The sequence below is a fragment of the Jeotgalibacillus salarius genome (assembly GCF_004405125.1).
GTDB classification, from domain to species: Bacteria; Bacillota; Bacilli; order Bacillales; family Jeotgalibacillaceae; genus Jeotgalibacillus; species Jeotgalibacillus salarius.
Map to the genome: position 1 here is coordinate 64,177 of NZ_SORX01000006.1, position 17,233 is coordinate 81,409.

At 42.5% G+C, this 17,233-nt stretch carries 16 protein-coding genes; 8 read left to right on the forward strand and 8 right to left on the reverse strand.

The genetic code is table 11. The annotated features are described in order from the left end of the window. Nucleotides 1-211 precede the first annotated feature (211 nt). Nucleotides 212-781, forward strand: coding sequence for a TetR/AcrR family transcriptional regulator (locus tag E2626_RS11185; protein ID WP_134381851.1), 570 nt, complete (start codon nucleotides 212-214; stop codon nucleotides 779-781). 177 nt (nucleotides 782-958) lie between these two features. Here the strand turns inward: E2626_RS11185 and E2626_RS11190 are convergent, their stop codons facing one another. The 7 genes from E2626_RS11190 to E2626_RS11220 form a co-directional block, all read right to left on the reverse strand. Beyond that, nucleotides 959-1,948 (reverse strand): class F sortase, encoded by a 990-nt coding sequence (locus E2626_RS11190; protein ID WP_166786800.1) that lies wholly within the window; start codon nucleotides 1,946-1,948, stop codon nucleotides 959-961. Between the two features lie 69 nt (nucleotides 1,949-2,017). Further along, complete coding sequence (locus E2626_RS11195; RefSeq protein ID WP_134381853.1) at nucleotides 2,018-3,358, reverse strand: copper amine oxidase; 1,341 nt, start codon at nucleotides 3,356-3,358, stop codon at nucleotides 2,018-2,020. A 300-nt stretch (nucleotides 3,359-3,658) separates the two neighbouring features. Continuing rightward, nucleotides 3,659-5,275, reverse strand: a complete 1,617-nt coding sequence (locus E2626_RS11200; RefSeq protein ID WP_134381854.1) for an FAD-dependent monooxygenase — start codon at nucleotides 5,273-5,275, stop codon at nucleotides 3,659-3,661. Between the two features lie 163 nt (nucleotides 5,276-5,438). Next, nucleotides 5,439-6,335, reverse strand: coding sequence for a cation diffusion facilitator family transporter (locus E2626_RS11205; protein WP_134381855.1), 897 nt, complete (start codon nucleotides 6,333-6,335; stop codon nucleotides 5,439-5,441). Between the two features lie 287 nt (nucleotides 6,336-6,622). After that, nucleotides 6,623-8,518 (reverse strand): S41 family peptidase, encoded by a 1,896-nt coding sequence (locus E2626_RS11210; RefSeq protein WP_134381856.1) that lies wholly within the window; start codon nucleotides 8,516-8,518, stop codon nucleotides 6,623-6,625. 143 nt (nucleotides 8,519-8,661) lie between these two features. Further along, nucleotides 8,662-9,501 (reverse strand): formate/nitrite transporter family protein, encoded by an 840-nt coding sequence (locus E2626_RS11215; protein ID WP_134381857.1) that lies wholly within the window; start codon nucleotides 9,499-9,501, stop codon nucleotides 8,662-8,664. A 108-nt stretch (nucleotides 9,502-9,609) separates the two neighbouring features. Next, nucleotides 9,610-10,677: a flavin monoamine oxidase family protein gene (locus E2626_RS11220; RefSeq protein ID WP_208528144.1), complete on the reverse strand. Its 1,068-nt coding sequence runs from the start codon at nucleotides 10,675-10,677 to the stop codon at nucleotides 9,610-9,612. A 185-nt stretch (nucleotides 10,678-10,862) separates the two neighbouring features. Between E2626_RS11220 and htpX the strand changes: the two genes are divergently transcribed. The 4 genes from htpX to E2626_RS11240 all read left to right on the forward strand — a co-directional run bounded on the left by htpX (nucleotide 10,863) and on the right by E2626_RS11240 (nucleotide 13,187). Beyond that, nucleotides 10,863-11,777, forward strand: a complete 915-nt coding sequence (gene htpX, locus E2626_RS11225) for a protease HtpX (protein WP_134381858.1) — start codon at nucleotides 10,863-10,865, stop codon at nucleotides 11,775-11,777. A 319-nt stretch (nucleotides 11,778-12,096) separates the two neighbouring features. Further along, the gene (locus E2626_RS11230) at nucleotides 12,097-12,318 is read left to right on the forward strand and encodes a spore coat associated protein CotJA (protein WP_134381859.1); all 222 of its coding nucleotides are present in this window, start codon (nucleotides 12,097-12,099) and stop codon (nucleotides 12,316-12,318) included. Nucleotides 12,319-12,332: 14 nt separating this feature from the next. Continuing rightward, nucleotides 12,333-12,596 carry a spore coat protein CotJB gene (locus tag E2626_RS11235; RefSeq protein ID WP_134381860.1) on the forward strand — a complete coding sequence of 88 codons (264 nt, stop codon included), beginning with the start codon at nucleotides 12,333-12,335 and terminating at the stop codon, nucleotides 12,594-12,596. Nucleotides 12,597-12,617: 21 nt separating this feature from the next. After that, complete coding sequence (locus E2626_RS11240) at nucleotides 12,618-13,187, forward strand: manganese catalase family protein (protein WP_134381861.1); 570 nt, start codon at nucleotides 12,618-12,620, stop codon at nucleotides 13,185-13,187. A gap of 86 nt (nucleotides 13,188-13,273) precedes the next feature. On the opposite strand, the gene E2626_RS11245 is transcribed toward E2626_RS11240, so the two are convergent. Further along, nucleotides 13,274-13,756, reverse strand: coding sequence for a GNAT family N-acetyltransferase (locus E2626_RS11245; protein ID WP_134381862.1), 483 nt, complete (start codon nucleotides 13,754-13,756; stop codon nucleotides 13,274-13,276). Nucleotides 13,757-13,956: 200 nt separating this feature from the next. Between E2626_RS11245 and E2626_RS11250 the strand changes: the two genes are divergently transcribed. The 3 genes from E2626_RS11250 to E2626_RS11260 all read left to right on the forward strand — a co-directional run bounded on the left by E2626_RS11250 (nucleotide 13,957) and on the right by E2626_RS11260 (nucleotide 17,122). Next, nucleotides 13,957-15,372, forward strand: coding sequence for a hypothetical protein (locus tag E2626_RS11250; protein WP_134381863.1), 1,416 nt, complete (start codon nucleotides 13,957-13,959; stop codon nucleotides 15,370-15,372). Nucleotides 15,373-15,809: 437 nt separating this feature from the next. Then, a complete protein-coding gene (locus tag E2626_RS11255; RefSeq protein WP_134381864.1) occupies nucleotides 15,810-16,094 on the forward strand; it encodes a phospholipase in 285 nt (94 codons plus the stop codon). A 221-nt stretch (nucleotides 16,095-16,315) separates the two neighbouring features. After that, nucleotides 16,316-17,122, forward strand: coding sequence for a C40 family peptidase (locus tag E2626_RS11260; protein WP_134381865.1), 807 nt, complete (start codon nucleotides 16,316-16,318; stop codon nucleotides 17,120-17,122). Nucleotides 17,123-17,233: the final 111 nt, after the last annotated feature.

Consider the following 17,233-nt stretch of genomic DNA (forward strand, 5'->3'; position numbering starts at 1 on the left):
TAATGACGATCCTTTTCTTATGTTGAATTACCCGTGATGTCCAGTCGATAAAGCGTCATCCTCTCTTGCATCGCACATCTTTGCATTCTATTATTATATTGACACTGTGTTGGGTATTCAACAGACAGTCTGTTTTGTTCTGTCAGTTTTCCAACACGTCGTCTATTAAATGTTGGATTTTCACAAATTTTTAACATGAGGATGGTATGATTTGAACAAAAAATTGGATCAGCGAAAAAAATATACACGACGGGTACTGAAAGAAAGTCTGATTGGACTGCTTGCACAAAAACCGATTTCATCTGTAACTGTGAAAGAAATATGTGAAATCGCCGACATTAACCGCTCTACCTTTTACACACATTATCAGGATCACCTTGACCTGCTGAATAAGATCGAAGAAGAAATCATCGAAGATATGAACAGCTATCTTCAGCGATATAGCGCTGAGCTGGATGAAGAAGCCATTCGAATAACAGAAAAAATACTGGATTATATGATTGAGCACAAGCTTGTGATTCAGGCGCTGCTGAATCACAACAGTTCTACAACCTTCGAGAAGAAAATCATGGAACTGACTCGACGTTATATGATGAATAACTGGATGAAAGAAAATGGCGTACACCAAGAAGAATCTAAGTATTTAAGTACATTTGTCATCAGTGGGGCAATTCATGTGATCAAAGAATGGCTTGCGAATGATGCCGACAAATCAACAAATGAAATGGCAACGATGATCAATGGAATGGTGAATGATGGGCTCTCATATTTAGAGGTGTAATGTTGATTCAGCGTTTGAACAGTGTTTTTCGCTTCTTAATAGAGACTGTTCAGTGTTTAAACGTTGCGATTCGCCTTACAAGAGTTGATATTCGACGCTTCGGGACTTAAAACACATCATGATGATTCATCAAAAAACCGAAAAGTGCACAAACACACTTTTCGGTCATCAATACATTCATCGCTCAACCTTTACAGAAGGAGCAGATTCTTTGTTCTCCAGATTCACAGAGGTTACGTAATATTGATCCCCCGCCTGGCCTTCCTCGTCAAAATAACTTTTACGTTCATGTGCTGAAACGCTGGCTACGTGGACAAAACGTGCATCATTCTCAGTTTTTTTGTACACGCGGTAGCCAATGACCGTATCATTACGGACTGCGTGCCATGAAACTGTGCCTGCTTCAGACACTACGTTCTCAGGCGCTTTGGGAACCTTCAATTCTCCTGAAGGATCGTTCTCAGAAACGAGTTCAGTATAAATAACAAGTCTGTCAGGATACAGGTGCTGGTCACGGTCAAATGTACCTGTACATGTAATAATATTCAGGTTTCTCTTGTCAGACGGTCCGAAGATTTTTTCAATCGGTGATTCGTCTGTCGGATAACTTTCTTTTGTTTTTACTTCAAATGTCAGTTCAACACCATTTTCATCCGTTACGATGATTTCTTCCCCGGGCTCTATGTCTTTTAAATAGAAGAAAATCGCTGGCCCTTCTTTACTGTCTACGTGGCCTGCAATGACGGAGTTCCCTGTTTCACCAGGCTGGACACCGCGGTTATACCACCCCGTTACATCTGTTTCCTCCGGCACTTCCATTTCACCATTTTCAAGAAGTCCAACCGGAATGACGCCTGTGTCAATATCAAGGCTTGGAATCTGAATACGTGAAGGTGTAATTCCCTCTTCTTGAATCTTTAATTGTTCTTCAAGCTCTGCCTGGCGCTTTTTTAAAGAGTCAAGAAGAACAAATTCGTCTCCCTTATGTGCGACCGCTTTTGTGGCTTTGGCAGTCTCTTCTTCAATCTCTTCTTTTAAATTGTCCTGCGAATCCTGATTTCCCTGTGAAACGTTAACTTCCTCTGTCTGATTCATTGCGATCGCCTGATAGCTGACAACCCCAAGTAATATAATTGCAGATAAAAATACAAATAACTTTTTCTTCATGCTGTTTCCTCCAATGATATGAATAGAGAAGAGCGGAAAATCCGCTCTTCTGCTCATTCATTGATTTACTTATTCCTGATTAGCTGTTTTCTTTTTCACAACAAATCCTGCTGCTGCGAGCATTGCTGCTGCAAGTGCAATCCATACTGCTACTGGTGTCTGCTGTTCTGCTGCTCCACCAAGACCAGTGTTAGGCATATCAGCTGGCATGTCTGAAGCGAACTGATCAGGCATTTGCTTCACAATTGCGTCTCCAAGCGCCTGACCTACACCAAACATGAATGCATAGCCTTCACGGAATGTATCTGTGCTTGTCTGGTAGTCTTCAGCTACATAAGCGTCAAATGCTGCTACAACCTGATCTTCATGCGTTTTTAATGAAGAGATCGCTGCGTCTTCAGGAAGATTTCCTTCAGTTGCAGTCGCAAGGAACATCCCAAACTCTTCAGTAAACATTGACAGGCTCTCTTTCGCTGCTGTAACGCCTTCTTCATCTCCTGCTACCGTTGCACTGACAAGGTCTGCCTGAGCGTTAATGTGTTCGCTAGTCCATAGCTGCTTGAACTGTGCAGCACCTTCTTCACCATAAATTGAACCGATTGCTGCAGTGAACTCTTCTGTGTTCATATCTTCAGCCCACGTTGCGAAGTCATAGTCAGGAGCTCCACTTACACCTTTTTGCATGCTCATTACCGCAAGTGCAAAGTGTTCAGCGGCAACGTTGTTTAAAGTAGATCTTAAATCAGCTGCTGATGAATCTGCTGTTGATCCTTCAAAATTATCAGGCATTTGCGTAACGATTGCGACAGATAATGCTTTACTGATATCAAACATTCTGTCATAGCCTTCCATAAAGTGTGTGAAGTAAGCTTCGTAGTCACCTTCTACATAACTGTCAAACGCGTTGATGACATCCTGTTCGTGAGCAACAAGTACTTCTACTGCTGCTTCTTCAGGAAGATTCCCTTCAGTTGCAGTGGCAAGAAAACCGCCAAATTCCTGTGTAAATTCTTCAACTTCCGCCTCTGCTGCTGCTCTCATATCAGTGTCATCTGATTGTGCCGCTTCCACAAAGTCCGGAGAATAATCATTATGATTTACAAAGATTTCTTCAAACTGCTGAGCACCTTCTGCTCCGTAGATTGATTCAATGGCAGGTGTCATATCCAGCGCATTTTGCTCAAGTGCGGCATATGCCTGTTCTTCATCCGGCGCATCGTTGTAATCTTTGACCATTGCGTTTACTGCCAGTACATAGTGTTCTGAAAGTAACTGATCCAGTGTTGATCGTAAATCTGAAGCCGGTGTAATGGCTGTCGGCTCCTCTGCCGCAAGCCCTGTTGTTGGTGCGATTAATGATAGTCCCAATACTGGTGCTGCAATTCTTTTAAGTAATTTTTTGTTTTTCATGATATGTCTCCTTTTTGAACAGTTTTTTTTAACTCTGAACAGCTAACGAAGACAATTTAGTTTTGGATCACTTTTTTTAAAAGTTTTTTTAAACCGCTGCTTCTTTCCGTGGAGGAAGATGTAGTGATTCCTGCCTGAGCGGTAGCATTCCTCGCTTGAGAGGTAGCGATACACCCGGAAACTTGTAGCAATCATCCCGGCACCCGGTAGCAATCAACAATTTTCGTTGTCCTTTCCATCTTCTAAACAGCCCACAAAAAAAGAAGCCAGTTACGGCTCCTTAATTACTAATAACTCGTATTAAATAAAATACCGCTTCAATTTCGCCATCACTTTTCTCACATCGGCTGATCCATCGTGGAAGCCGACGTGTCCGTCCGGACGGATAAAGAGTGTGCTTCCTTTTTGCATCCCGAGGTTTTTGTCCAGGTCGCGGTGAACGTCGTAAATGATTGGGAGTTCGTCCCGTCCTGTTAAGACTGTTCCGCCTCTGGCAACAAGATACACCTTTAGCATATCCGGAAATGCCTGGTTTGCTTTCTCTGCAAACTCGTACGCATAGTCAATCAGGTCCTGCTCATAGCAATCGATATAGATCAGACAGACGTAACCAATCCGCTGAATCAACGGATAAAGTCGTTCATCTGTTGTTCCTTCATTAAAAAGTATCTGATCAGGCACACGCTCTCCTGCCTGAATCGCTTTTCGTGACAATGACTGATCTTTGAAAGACTGATTGATTGGTGTTTTATCATAGTCACTGTGAACATGTGATAACTCATTTGCAAACCTTGACTGTACCCAGCCTTGTGTCAGTACTGCTTTTCCTGACCAGTTTCGCGCTTTACCGAGCAGTCCCTTCATGTCGATCAGTTTTAGTTCCATTGTCGTATTTCTGATCACTTCTCTTGCAACAGGCGCGCGTTCTTCGTGGTAAGTATCCAGGAACGGGTTGCCTGCATAGCCTTTTAACACGGTATCGATTTTCCAGCACAGGTTACCCACGTCCTCTAAACCAATATTCATTCCCTGGCCACCAAGTGGGTTATTCACGTGTGCAGCATCACCGACGAAAAACACATTCCCTACACGATAATTCGGCACCTGTCTGTGTGCGGTCCCAAAATAAGCGAGCCACTTCGGATTCTCCACTTTATAAGATTTGTCCAAAATCGTATCCAGCGTATCCTGAAGTTCCTGCAGCTTCATCTCTCTCTTACGTGGACCGCCCTGCCTGGTTCGGTCAAACCCCACAACGCGGTATGTTCCATCTTTATATGGAAAGAACGCAGCTGCTCCACGGTCGTTCAGGTGAAGATTAATATGAATTTCCTTCATTTCAGGCACTTCAACGTCGCCCGTAAAGAAAGTAATGCCTTCATCCTCACCTTCAAACGGCACGTCGAGCTCCTTACGTACTTTACTATGTGCGCCATCGCATGCAAGTAAATATTTAGCTAAATAGGTTTTTGTTTTCCCATGGTGAGCAGCAGTAACATATACGCCTTCTTTTTTCTGTACGATATCCAGCACTTCATGCTCTCTGGAAATCTCCCCGCCTCTGTCGTTTAAATGGTTTTCAAGAATTTCTTCTATTTCATGCTGTGGAATAATTAATAAATAAGGATATCTGCTTTTGATATGATACATCTCTACATATGATGGGTGCTTTCCGGCTAAATGAAGCTTCGCACCTGGGCCCGGGTATCCTCTTTTGAGAAATGGTTTGTTGACACCGAGAAATTCAAACAGCTCAAGCGATCTTGCCTGTATACCGAGTGCTTTTGATAAGACAGATCGTCCGGGCTTTTTCTCGAGACAGACATAGTCTACTCCTCTTTTCTGCATCACATTCGCAGCCATCAGTCCCGCGGGCCCTGCTCCTATAATCAGTACATCTGTTTCGATCACAGCCATAAAAAGAGCTCCTTTCGTTCATCATCCGTCCGGTATATTTATTCTGAATATATTGGTCATGCGCTTTTAACACGAATTTTTCGCGGTTGAGATAAGCTTACAGAATAATTGAACTTACCATATCGATACCCTTATTCAGCTGCATCATGCATAGACGAGCGTATTAGTCAGTTTCGTTAAATGGATTTATATGAACGAGCACCTGATTCACATCTTCATGCTGCTCAAGGAGTATACGTTTTACATTTTTAGAAATACGGTGCCCTTCTTCTACAGTGATATAAGGATCCACACTGACTTTAATATCGATGACGATATAGTGACCATGTGTTCTGGCAAGCAATTTGTCTACTCTTTTAACACCCGGTATACTGAGAACAGTTTTTACAAATGGATCGGTTCTATCTGCATCGAGCACCTGTTCCATCATGATCGAACTTGCTTCTTTTGCTAAAGAGAAACCTATTTTAATGACGACAAGCGAAACGACTAATCCAGCAACCGGATCGGCATACAGCAAAAACGTCAAGTCAAACATGTCCCCCATAATCGCACCAAAGACACCAAGGAATGCAGCAATGGAAGAAAGCGCATCAGATCTGTGATGCCAGGCTTCAGCCATTAAAGCTGAGCTGTTGATTCTTTTCGCAAGACGGTGCTTATAATGAAATAGCGCCTCTTTTAATACAATTGAAAACACAATTACGACTAATGCAATGCCCCCTGGCGCTTTTGGGACTTCTCCGAAAAACACACCTGCTGAAGATGTCGCGATTTCAATACCTACAACAACGAGCAGAATTGCTACAATAATCGTTGCAATATTTTCTGCCTTCCCATGTCCATATGGATGATCTTCATCAGGCGGCTTTTTCGCTGTTCGCAGCCCTGCCAGAACAGCAACGGAACCTGCCACATCTGATGCAGAATGCGCGGCATCAGCGACAAGCGCACGGCTTCCGGAAATATATCCAAATATACCTTTTAATATCGTTAACAGCGTATTTGCAACAATACCAACCCACGTGGCAAATTCCGCTTCTTTAAATCGATTGTCCATTCCTACACCACCTGTGCAATTTTTTTGCAGCTATATTATCCTAACAGAGAGAGACTCAGTGGGTCTATGGAAACCTTTTTACCGCTTATCATGAGTTTTTAGAGTGATAAATGAATTGAAAGCAAGGGAAATATGTTGGTCAAAGGCAAAAACTGCTCTTCGGTTGATACTTTTCGGATTATTCTTTAACTATACAAAAATTACCTGCCGACTGTATTTTAACCTAATAAATGAAAAACGATTCTGTCACTAATCAGTGACAGAATCGCTTTTTAATATTCAGGACATTATTCGTGATCTCCGAGCTTTTCTTCCAATACTTCAAGCGCTTTTTCTATAAAATCATCTTTACCGTTCTTCACTGATTCAAGCGTATAATTAACCGGCACATCAGGCTGAATACCGATCAGATGATGCTGTGATCCATCTCCTTTTAACACTTTCATACCTGTATAGTAAATTGTAATATGCTCCATCAGTTTGAACCCGTTCACATTTCCATTAGTGCCGGCGGATGGTTGCCCGACAATTGTACCCAGCTCATTATTTTCAGCAATGCCTAACAGTGTTTCTGCGTAGCTTATAGCCAACCCATCTGATAAAAAGATCATCTCGCCGTCAAATACAGGCTCCTTTGGTTCAAGCTCCCATGAACCATCCTCATATGTGATTTCCCCTTCCTGATCAGGCAGCACATATTGAGGGATAAGGAATTGAGATGTTGGGAGCGGTTCTTTCACCAGATGCCCAAACAGTTCAATTGCAGATGAAGAAGGGTAATATCTCAAATCCAAAATCAAAGCTTTCGCGCTGGCAAGCTCTTCGTAGTATTCAGCATATTTCTCCTCCGGCACATTCTGATAAAGAGGAAGATAATATATACCATCCTCCAGCTCCACAACTGGTTCGTGAACCTTTAATGTGGAATCTAGATAAGAAGATCCATTTTCAGCACTTAATTCCATTATTTCACCATCACGATTAACTTCTATTACTGTATGGGAATCTCCAATCACAAACATTCTTTCAGCTAACGCCTCTTTGTATTGAGGAGAACCAGAGGTTTTATCCATCAGATTCTTCATCAGTTCTTTTGCAGCAGTTCCATCTTTTTTCAGAACAATATCGCCCGCTTTAAACGGAGAATCCTCTAAAGCTTCAACAACAATAACCTCATCTTTAATAACATGAACACGTATCGGTAGTGTATCTCCGTATGATGATTTGCGAGAGATCACCATTGAATGTCCGTCCTGAGCTTTTTCAATCATGTCCTCTAAAACAGCCGTATAATCTTCATGACCCTGCTCCTCTTCTGCAAGGCTGAGAAATACAGGCAGTTGCTCTTCCCAGTTGACGTCCACCACATCAAAATAAGGATAAAAGTGCTGATAGATATTCCACGTCTGGATCACACCCGCTAAACGCCCATGCACGCTTTGAACCGAAGTCCCACCAAATTTCGCAGCAATCACTTCATCCTTCAAGGCTTTAAATGCATCCTTTGATTCATCCGTAGTTCCTAAACTGCCTTCTTCTCCGTAAGGAAGCACTACTGGAAAGAAAGCTGTTATATCATCTGTTAACTGCTTTTCTGCAAGATATTCTTCCTCTGCAGGTACCATTTCAAAAACCGGATCATCAAGCACTGCTTCTTCATTTTCCATTTCAAATATAACTCTGTCACTCTGATAAACATCTTCAGAACTGCGGTAGATCGCAGTTGTAAAATCTGTAGTGATCCCTCTGTGCTGCCAGAAAATATATTGGCCTTGATTCTTCTGAAGTAAGTTTGCTATGTCTGTTTTATTAGGGTCAAAGGATTGATCAGTCGTCAATATTAACGTTGGAGCAACCGGTTGAAACAGGGTTTCCAGCTGTGTCATCAGAGCCTCGGTATCTTCAGCATTTCTTACCTGATTAGCTCCATATGAAGCAAACCCTTCCCAGTCAAAATCAGCCACTTCATCACTAGGGTGGAAATACTTTATGAATCCGTACAATTTAGCAAACGCAACTAAATTCTGAGTAACTAGTTCTTCCGGCACTTCTGGTCCTTCTTCAGTTTCAATATCTCCAGCTACCCCAGGGGTCACTGACTGCTGAAAGAATATTAAATAAACACCTGCAGATACTAACATAACAATAAACCCCAATATAAGTGCTTTCCAACGCAACTTCATCCAATCCCTCCCTTTTTAAAAGGTATTACGTGGAAAAATTGAAAAGGTTTCGGATAATTTAAATAATTTTTAACAAAAAAAAGAACAGCTCTGCACTTGCGTATAATGAACCCGCAGGATTTGAGCTGTTCTATTTTAGATATTTATTTTTCCAAAGCAGCTTTAGGTGAAGATGCTTTAGCAGTTGATTTCGCTGTTAATTCTTTTTCTTTCTTCGCAGAATTTAGATACGTGTACAGTACCCCAACGAAGAACGCGCCGCCGACGATGTTGCCGAGCGTGACGATCAGCACATTTTCAACTGCAGCCTGCATTGTCACAAGTGCCGTATGTGGTGCAGTCAGTGCGATCGAGAATAAAGCCATGTTGGCAATGCTGTGTTCGTACCCTGAGATAAAGAAGGTGAAAACGAATAATACCATCAGTACAATTTTAGACATATCATCTTTTACCTGAAGCGGGATCCAGACGGCAAGGCAGACGAGCCAGTTTGCAAGGATCGCTCTGAAAAACATCTCTGAGTACGGGAGATTCATCTTCTTTTCAGCTGCTGTGATCAAGTAAGATTCTGTTGGATCCATTGTCGCGAATAACCCGGTCATGATAATTAATCCTGTGAAAAATATAATACCCACAAGATTACCAAGATAGCAGGCGCCCCATACGCGCAGCATGTCCATCCAGTTGGTCGTTTTCTTCATCGCACCGACGACCATATACATTGTATTCGATGTAAACAGTTCAGTTTTTCCGTATAAAATTAAACAAAATGCTACGCCAAAGAAAATCGCATTAATAAAATAAGTAGCTGGTGATGCTGCTTCATAAAATGGCTGTGCCAGACGAAACGCCATGACGACTGCCATTCCAACGTACATGCCTGCGAGCATTGCACGTACGATGTAGTGATTGGGCTGTTCTTTAAGTAAATCGCGTTTTAAAGCCGCCGCGCTTAATAACTTATCTATAGTAGACTTTTCCATACTTCACCATCCTGAATTCCATGTAAATTTTGTGATTCAATTCACAGATCAGTGTAAATGGGTAAGCGCTACCAGTACAATAGGGTTTTTTATTGTTTGATTTGCAAGTTAATTCCGCTCCAATATGATTCTTACTGCCCGCTCTGCTGAACGGATTGCCCCTTCTAAATGACCGCCGGAATCTGAAGACGTCTCAGTTCCTGCGAAGACAAGATTATCCTGCCATTCTCCCGTTATTTCCAGCGGATGATACTGAGGGAAATCCGTCAGCGGAAGCGCATCTTCGACTGTTGCTGTATCAGCGTCTGCTGACCAGTCTTTGTATAATATAGCAACGGGCTGTTCAGCTTCACTGCCATAAAGTCTGATCAATTGCTCGAGGGCCAGTTTCTTTACTTTTTCCTCACCCATTTCACGACGCTGTTTGGCCGTTAAACTGAAAAAGCCAAACAAAGCACCTGGTCCTTTAATTGGAGAGGCATCATGAATTTCCTGAAGTGGTCCCGTCCAGCTCATAGCCTGACCTGAAAGATTTTTTTCACGCCAGAATGGACGATCATACACTGCAATCATTTTCGCCTGCCCTGCCATCCAGGTTGGCAGATCAGAAAGTTCCTGAAGTTCAGGTTCAAATGAGATGCGTTTCGTAAGCCGTGGGGGAAGTGCAAGAACGACAGAGGATGCCTCCAATGTCCTGTCTTCTCCATCATCATTTAAAACATTTACAGTCATCTCATGATGGGCATTCATTTTGATGGCAGTCACCTGGGTCTTCAATTTGATTGTCTCAACAGGTAACGTTTCAGCAATCGACTCAATAAGAGAGTAGATTCCACCTTCAATCCGCTCCGACCGTTCTACCGCGTGAGCCGGCAGTGTGTGATGCTGAGCCGGATGATCAGCATACTGTTCAAATAAAAGGTCGCCCGCAGTATGCTGCGTAAATGTTTTCAACCCAAGTTTTTTGACTAGCGCTGTAATGCGAGGCTCGTGCTGCGGCCAGAACCATGTTGGTCCCAGGTCGAACTTTGCACCGGCAGCCTCTTCAGTCAGTATTCTTCCGCCTATTCTGTCTCTTGATTCGATGACTTTACACTTGATTCCTTTCGCCGAGAGTAAAGATGCAGTATATATTCCACTTATTCCTGCTCCAACAATAATGACTGGTTTATTCATTTTTAATCTCCTGTCTATATGCAAAAGTTTAATATGTTCGTTCAGATGTTTTCATTGTACTGACCATCTTTCACGCAAACAATTGAGACGCTTTAATGAAAGAACTTTCAGCTATTCTTTAATCACGCCTTTTAAAAGAAACTATGCTACAATTATCACAAACTAAGCTATTAGGAGGCGCATAAATGGGCAAAAGAATTTTACTCTTTTTATTAACGAACATCCTTGTCATGACGACAATTGTGATCGTCTGGTCACTCATTGTTTCATATACAGGAATTAATGGTTCATTCCAGACAGGTGGACCCGGACTAGGTATTGATTTCATTTCACTTGGGGTATTCAGTTTACTCGTAGGTTTTGCCGGAGCATTCATTTCACTCGCTATGTCACGCATGATGGCTAAATGGATGATGAAGGTAAAGGTTTTAGACCCGGATGGCAGTCTGTCAATGCAGGAACGTGAAGTTGTTGAAAAAGTACACCGCTTCTCACGCGCTGCCGGCTTAACGCATATGCCTCAGGTTGGGATCTATCCTTCTCCTGAAGTAAACGCATTTGCCACAGGTCCATCTAAGAAAAAATCACTTGTAGCGGTATCTCAGGGGTTACTTGATAACATGGATGATGATGCAGTAGAAGGCGTTATCGCACACGAAGTAGCGCACGTGTCAAACGGAGATATGGTCACAATGACGCTGCTTCAGGGCGTTGTGAATACATTCGTTGTATTCCTGGCACGCATCGTGGCAATCGTTGTCAGCCGTTTTGTACGTGAAGAGTTGCAGTTTGTGGTTCAGTTCGCAGCAATAATCATCTTCCAGATTCTATTCTCAATTCTTGGAAGCATGGTCGTAAGTGCATACTCAAGGCACCGTGAGTTTCACGCAGACCGTGGCGGCGGCGACTTAGCCGGTAACGATAAAATGGCACACGCGCTTCGTTCACTGAAAGCGCAAGTAAGCCGGGCAAATGTAAAAGATCGTACTGATGATTCAGCTGTTGCAACAATGAAAATCAGTGGTAAAGGTGGCGTAATGAGATTATTCTCTACTCACCCTGACCTTGATGAACGTATTGCACGTCTGGAACAGCGATAATAGATTGATTGGGAACCGCCGGTGATGGCGGTTCTTTTTTGTTTGCTCATAGGCCCGGAGTATCTCAGGTTACATCCGCTGAATTAGAGGTCAGATTCTTCTGGTTTCAGATCATATCCGGCGATCCTTAGGTCACATTTTTCGAAAAACTGAATTTTTGGGTCAGAAACTAAAAAACTCAGGTCACATTCACTGTTTTTCAGGTCATACCCCGGTAATCACAGGTCATATCCCTCTCGTCTCCCTGCTTCCTAACTTCTATCCCCCACCCTCCCTGCATATACTCATCAGGTAATCTGAATTCACAGGAGGGACTACTATGTCTCAGCAACAAAATCCGTTCAGACGATATTATTTACCGTTTAGAGGAAGGTTCGATCCCTGTCCACCGCTCGGCCCAAAAGTGTTCGTGGTCCCGCCGAATGTGTTAACCGGTTTTCAGCCGCCCGATTATCCTCAGTTTCCTCCTCTGGAAGCATTGCAAAAAGGCACACTGTGGGAGCCGTTTTTTGATTATTATGAGAGCCCCTACAGAAAGTAAAGGAGGTTCACCCATTGGCAAAGCAGCTGCCCAAAGAATATTACGTAAAACTTGAGGCAATACAGGCAATTGATTTTGTCATTTATGAACTGGTTTTATATCTCGACACTCATCAGGATGATGCGCAGGCTATACAGCAATACAACTACTATGCTGCCTACAGCAACAGGCTGAAAACTGACTTTGAAGCCTGTTATGGACCACTTCGTTTCGGAATGCCAGTACAGGAACAACCGCCTTGGGCCTGGGCCGAAGCACCTTGGCCATGGCAGGTCTGAGACAGTTAGGAGGAATGCGATTTGTGGAGCTATGAAAAGAAACTGATGTACCCTGTGAAAGTAAGTACCTGCAACCCCACGCTCGCAAAATACTTAATGGAACAGTACGGGGGAGCTGACGGTGAGCTCGCAGCAGCATTGCGTTACTTAAATCAGCGTTACACGATTCCTGACAAAGTGATCGGACTATTAACCGATATTGGTACAGAAGAATTTGCCCACCTTGAGATGATTGCCACAATGATCTACAAACTAACCAAAGACGCGACCCCGGATCAGCTCAGAGAAGCCGGGCTTGCCGAGCACTACGTCAGCCATGACAGCGCCCTCTTTTACAACAACGCTGCGGGTGTCCCTTTCACCGCTTCCTATATCCAGGCAAAAGGCGATCCAATTGCTGACCTCTACGAAGACATCGCTGCGGAAGAAAAAGCACGTGCCACCTACCAGTGGATCATTGATCAGTCAGATGACCCCGATCTAAATGATGGACTTCGCTTCCTAAGAGAACGGGAGATTATTCATGCACAGCGGTTTAAGGAAGCTGTCATGCTGATTAGTGATGACCGGGATCAAAAGAAGGTGTTTTGATATAGTTAGTCAATAACAAAACTGATTAACGATCACTATAAAATCCAATCTCTGCTTCTGCTTAAAGAAGCTAAGGTTGGGTTTTATTAATGTCTATGTATGAAATAAATACTCTGCTCCTCACCAAATCTTATTACCTTTTTGCCCAGGGTCATCCCGACCTTTTCTAATAGTCTGCAGGAAGAATGATTTGCGCTCTGTGTTTCAGCAACAACTTTAACCAGCATCAATTCATTAAAGGCATATTTCAATACTTCTATTACTGCCTCACTCCCAAATCCCTTCCGCCACCACTGTGGTAGTAACTGATATGAAATTTCGATATCTTCTCCCTCATGGTGAGGATCCAAAGACACGAGTCCTATAAATTCATGAGTCTCTCTATTTCTGATTGTCAGATATATTGATGTGTCATCTGATCGTAGCATTTCTTTTAAAATGAACGGGATAGTTCCTTCACTTCGAACACCGCCAAGATATTTTCTTACTGTAGGGTCGGTAGAAAGCGCCTTAATTTCTTCACTATCTAATTCATTCACCTCTTCGATTATCGTGCGCTCTGTCAGCATTAATCCAGCCTCTTTTCACATAATAATATTTTCCATATTACCATTTTTGACTATGAAAGTACGGGTTGATCTGAATACTTTCACAATAACTAGCTACTCTAAATCTCTGAAACACCTGTTTCAAACAACTTACAAGATACTCTATCATTCATATGCTACGATATGTAAGGACATATTATAAGCAGATGGGAGTATCTGTGATGAAACAAACCGCTAAATCGGGCTATACCCTTTTTATACTTTTATACGTACTAACACACTTTATTGTCTCTCTGATACAAGCTGATTCTCTGACAATGCCACTCTCTATATTCGGACTTACAGCTTTCGTGATCGGTTATTTTTTTCTACCTATTAAGCAGGCTTCTATTTCACTTATGCTTTTTATGATTGCAATTATCATCCATTTCACTGCCGGTACGTCTCTTTTAGAAGCAAGTGTATCCGGGTTCACAGTGATGAGCGGACTGATTGCACTCTTGCTTATTGTGCCGGTGATCAGCTGGGTATTGGAAGAGAAGCCGTATATAGAATCCGTGATTAATTACGCACAGAATCTTCTCAATACAAGCCGGAAATTCTATTTTGGTATGCTGGTGATTACGCAAATTATCTCTTACTTCCTCTTGTTTGGGGCAATCCCAATGGTTTACGGAATGATCAATGGTTTTCTGAGTGATCAGCAGGGAGAAGCATGGGAAAACTATAAAGGAACTGCATTGCTTCGCGCATTCGCATTAACCACCATGTGGGTTGTGAGCATTCCAAGTTTTATCTTTGCCGTTGATGCACTCGGCGCCTCATTAGGGTTATCGATCCTTCAGGGCTTTTTCATCTCATTTGCCGGAGTACTGCTGGCTGTCCTCTTTTCATATTTTCAGGAGCGCCACTATGGAATTGATCTCACTGAGGGTATTCAGGAACAGCTTGCGAAAATTACGGAGAATCAGAGACAGGATCCTAAAGGGAATCACAACGTAACCGATTTTATTATATTATTTGTTACTCTGTTCGGATCTATTTTTCTATTAAATGCACTTTGGGATACAAGTCTTCTGCTGATTATTCCAATCGTCATTATTGTCTGGGTTATTCTGAACTTTATCATTCGAAATAAACCAGGCAAAATAATCGAAAATGGAAGAGAATATGCTAAGACAGGCATTCCAAACAAGGCGCAGCAGTTCTCTATCCTACTGGCTGCAGGATTTTTAATTGATGCCATGAATCAGTCGGGTTACGGGGAATATATAGTAGATGGATTATTTTTTGTGTCTGATGCCGTTCCTTTCCTGAATTTCCTGTGGGTACTGCCTTTCGTCGTTATTATCTTAGGCTTTATCGGTCTCGGACCACTAACCGTGATCGTCCTTGTATCAGGCATCCTGCAGGGTGTTGAGGTGCCTTATCCACCTGAGATTGTGTTACTTGGCATTACATCGGGAAGCGTAATTTCCATTATGATTTCACCGCTTATTCTGCCAACCATCGTGCTCAGTGCGGTGAATGGATTAAGTATTGTAAAGAATAGTTTTCTATTTAACTATAAATTTGCCATCGCGTTTTATTTGATGGTGCAGATTTATTTACAGGGGTTTGTAGTGTTTTTCTTATAAGTAAAAGGTGCAGCCTTGCAGAGGGCTGCACCTTTTTTCATTTGGCTGTGTTAAAGTTGGCTGTTGATTTCCGCTTCAGGCTGACGCGCACGGACGGCGGTGAGCCTCCTCGAGCTGAAGCTCTGCGGGGTCTCACCTAACCGTCTTCTCATGCAGGAGTCGCCGCCTTACGCTGCAATCACAGCTGTGCTAAAACAACATTGGGCTTTAACATAGCTTTTCATTTAAATACGATTTACACAGTTAATAATTTATACAGACACTGACAGTCAACCATACATATTTCAATTCTTATCATACCTTATTAATAAAGAGAATAATTTTATTCTAGTTTTTTATCAATAGAGATGAAGGTGTACAAGTCAGATACATAACCTGAGAGGATGGGATCCACGTCCGGTTATTCAATATCCATTCGGTAAAGGAGGTGATTGTTCGTGCGCCGTAAAAAAAGATACAAATGGCTTAAATTTTGTGTACTTCCGGGTTATCGCTGGTGCGGACCGGGATGCAGCGGACCAGGAGACCCAATAAATAAAACTGATGCCGCGTGCAAAGCCCATGATGAATGTTATAGAGATACGGGAAATCGTTGCGCCTGCGACAAAGAATTTATTAAAAAACTTTCCTCCCTGCAATCACCCCGCTCAAAAGAAGGTCGTCATGCATGGCTGATCCTTCAATACTTCAGACTTCAGCGAATTTTCACCTGCTTGTTTTGAACATCGTATATGTCCCTGTGCTGAACACAACTCCCTCATAATATAGTCGCATGATATAAGCGAGTGAGATTTTGTAAGTGTTATAGCAGACACAGGGTATATTTCTTTAATTTCATTACGATATATTCCATCCTCTATCCTTTTTCTACCAACAATAGTTAAAATCTCAAAAACTTGGTTATACTACTCTTACAAATCATCTGCGAATTGGAGGAGTTAGAATGAAGATCACTGCGGTTATGATGACACTAGCTATTATTTTTTCCTTTGCAGGGTTTGTGGCTGAAGCTGAAGAGAGTACAAGTATATATAAAGTACGTTCAGGTGATACATTATGGAGTATTGCGACTGAACATCATACAGATGTCAATACGCTTAAGACGCTTAACCACCTTCCCTCAAATGTAATTATTACAAATCAAGTACTGAAGGTACCGGCAACTTCAAATGGAGATATTCCGGAAACGGTTAGAGGCAGCATTTATACAGTAAAATCCGGTGATACTTTAGCTTCAATTGCCAGAAAACATGAAACGACAGTTGCTGAGCTGATGGAAACGAATCATCTTTCCGGGAATTTAATTTTGCCGGGACAACAATTAAGTGTCAGTTTTGATGTTAATGCTCCCGCTGCTATAGATACATATTCTATTAGTAACTCATCGCGGGTACAAAATGTGATTGATATTGCGATGATACAGCTTGGGATCCCTTACGTATGGGGCGGATCTGCTCCTGATGGATTTGATTGCAGCGGATTCGTCTATTATGTATTCAGAGAAGCTGGCTTAGTGATCAGTCGTACGAATGCAGAAGATCAACACGCGCGTTCCTATGCCGTCAACTCTCCGGAGCCTGGAGACTTAGTTTTCTTTGAAAACACCTATAAAACTGGCATTTCCCATGTAGGAATCTACATTGGAAACGATCAGTTTATCCATGCAAACGATGGTGATGGCGTACAAATCACCAGTTTAGGAAACTCATATTGGCAAGAGAAGTTTGAAGGGTTCAGGCGGTTGAGGTAGACACGTGCCTGTCCCGGTTCTGCCATTGGTGACTGACTAAGGAATCACATTGCGTGGAATTGTTTGTGACTCAGGGAGCAATTCGAAGCAGTAATGTGTTAGAACGAATAC

Coding starts and splice junctions, on each gene's coding strand:
- E2626_RS11190 (WP_166786800.1), bottom strand. CDS start 1,948: ATGAAGAAAAAGTTATTTGTATTTTTATCTGCAATTATATTACTTGGG.
- E2626_RS11195 (WP_134381853.1), bottom strand. CDS start 3,358: ATGAAAAACAAAAAATTACTTAAAAGAATTGCAGCACCAGTATTGGGA.
- E2626_RS11200 (WP_134381854.1), bottom strand. CDS start 5,275: ATGGCTGTGATCGAAACAGATGTACTGATTATAGGAGCAGGGCCCGCG.
- E2626_RS11205 (WP_134381855.1), bottom strand. CDS start 6,335: ATGGACAATCGATTTAAAGAAGCGGAATTTGCCACGTGGGTTGGTATT.
- E2626_RS11210 (WP_134381856.1), bottom strand. CDS start 8,518: ATGAAGTTGCGTTGGAAAGCACTTATATTGGGGTTTATTGTTATGTTA.
- E2626_RS11215 (WP_134381857.1), bottom strand. CDS start 9,501: ATGGAAAAGTCTACTATAGATAAGTTATTAAGCGCGGCGGCTTTAAAA.
- E2626_RS11220 (WP_208528144.1), bottom strand. CDS start 10,677: ATGAATAAACCAGTCATTATTGTTGGAGCAGGAATAAGTGGAATATAT.
- htpX (WP_134381858.1), top strand. CDS start 10,863: ATGGGCAAAAGAATTTTACTCTTTTTATTAACGAACATCCTTGTCATG.
- E2626_RS11230 (WP_134381859.1), top strand. CDS start 12,097: ATGTCTCAGCAACAAAATCCGTTCAGACGATATTATTTACCGTTTAGA.
- E2626_RS11245 (WP_134381862.1), bottom strand. CDS start 13,756: ATGCTGACAGAGCGCACGATAATCGAAGAGGTGAATGAATTAGATAGT.
- E2626_RS11250 (WP_134381863.1), top strand. CDS start 13,957: ATGAAACAAACCGCTAAATCGGGCTATACCCTTTTTATACTTTTATAC.
- E2626_RS11260 (WP_134381865.1), top strand. CDS start 16,316: ATGAAGATCACTGCGGTTATGATGACACTAGCTATTATTTTTTCCTTT.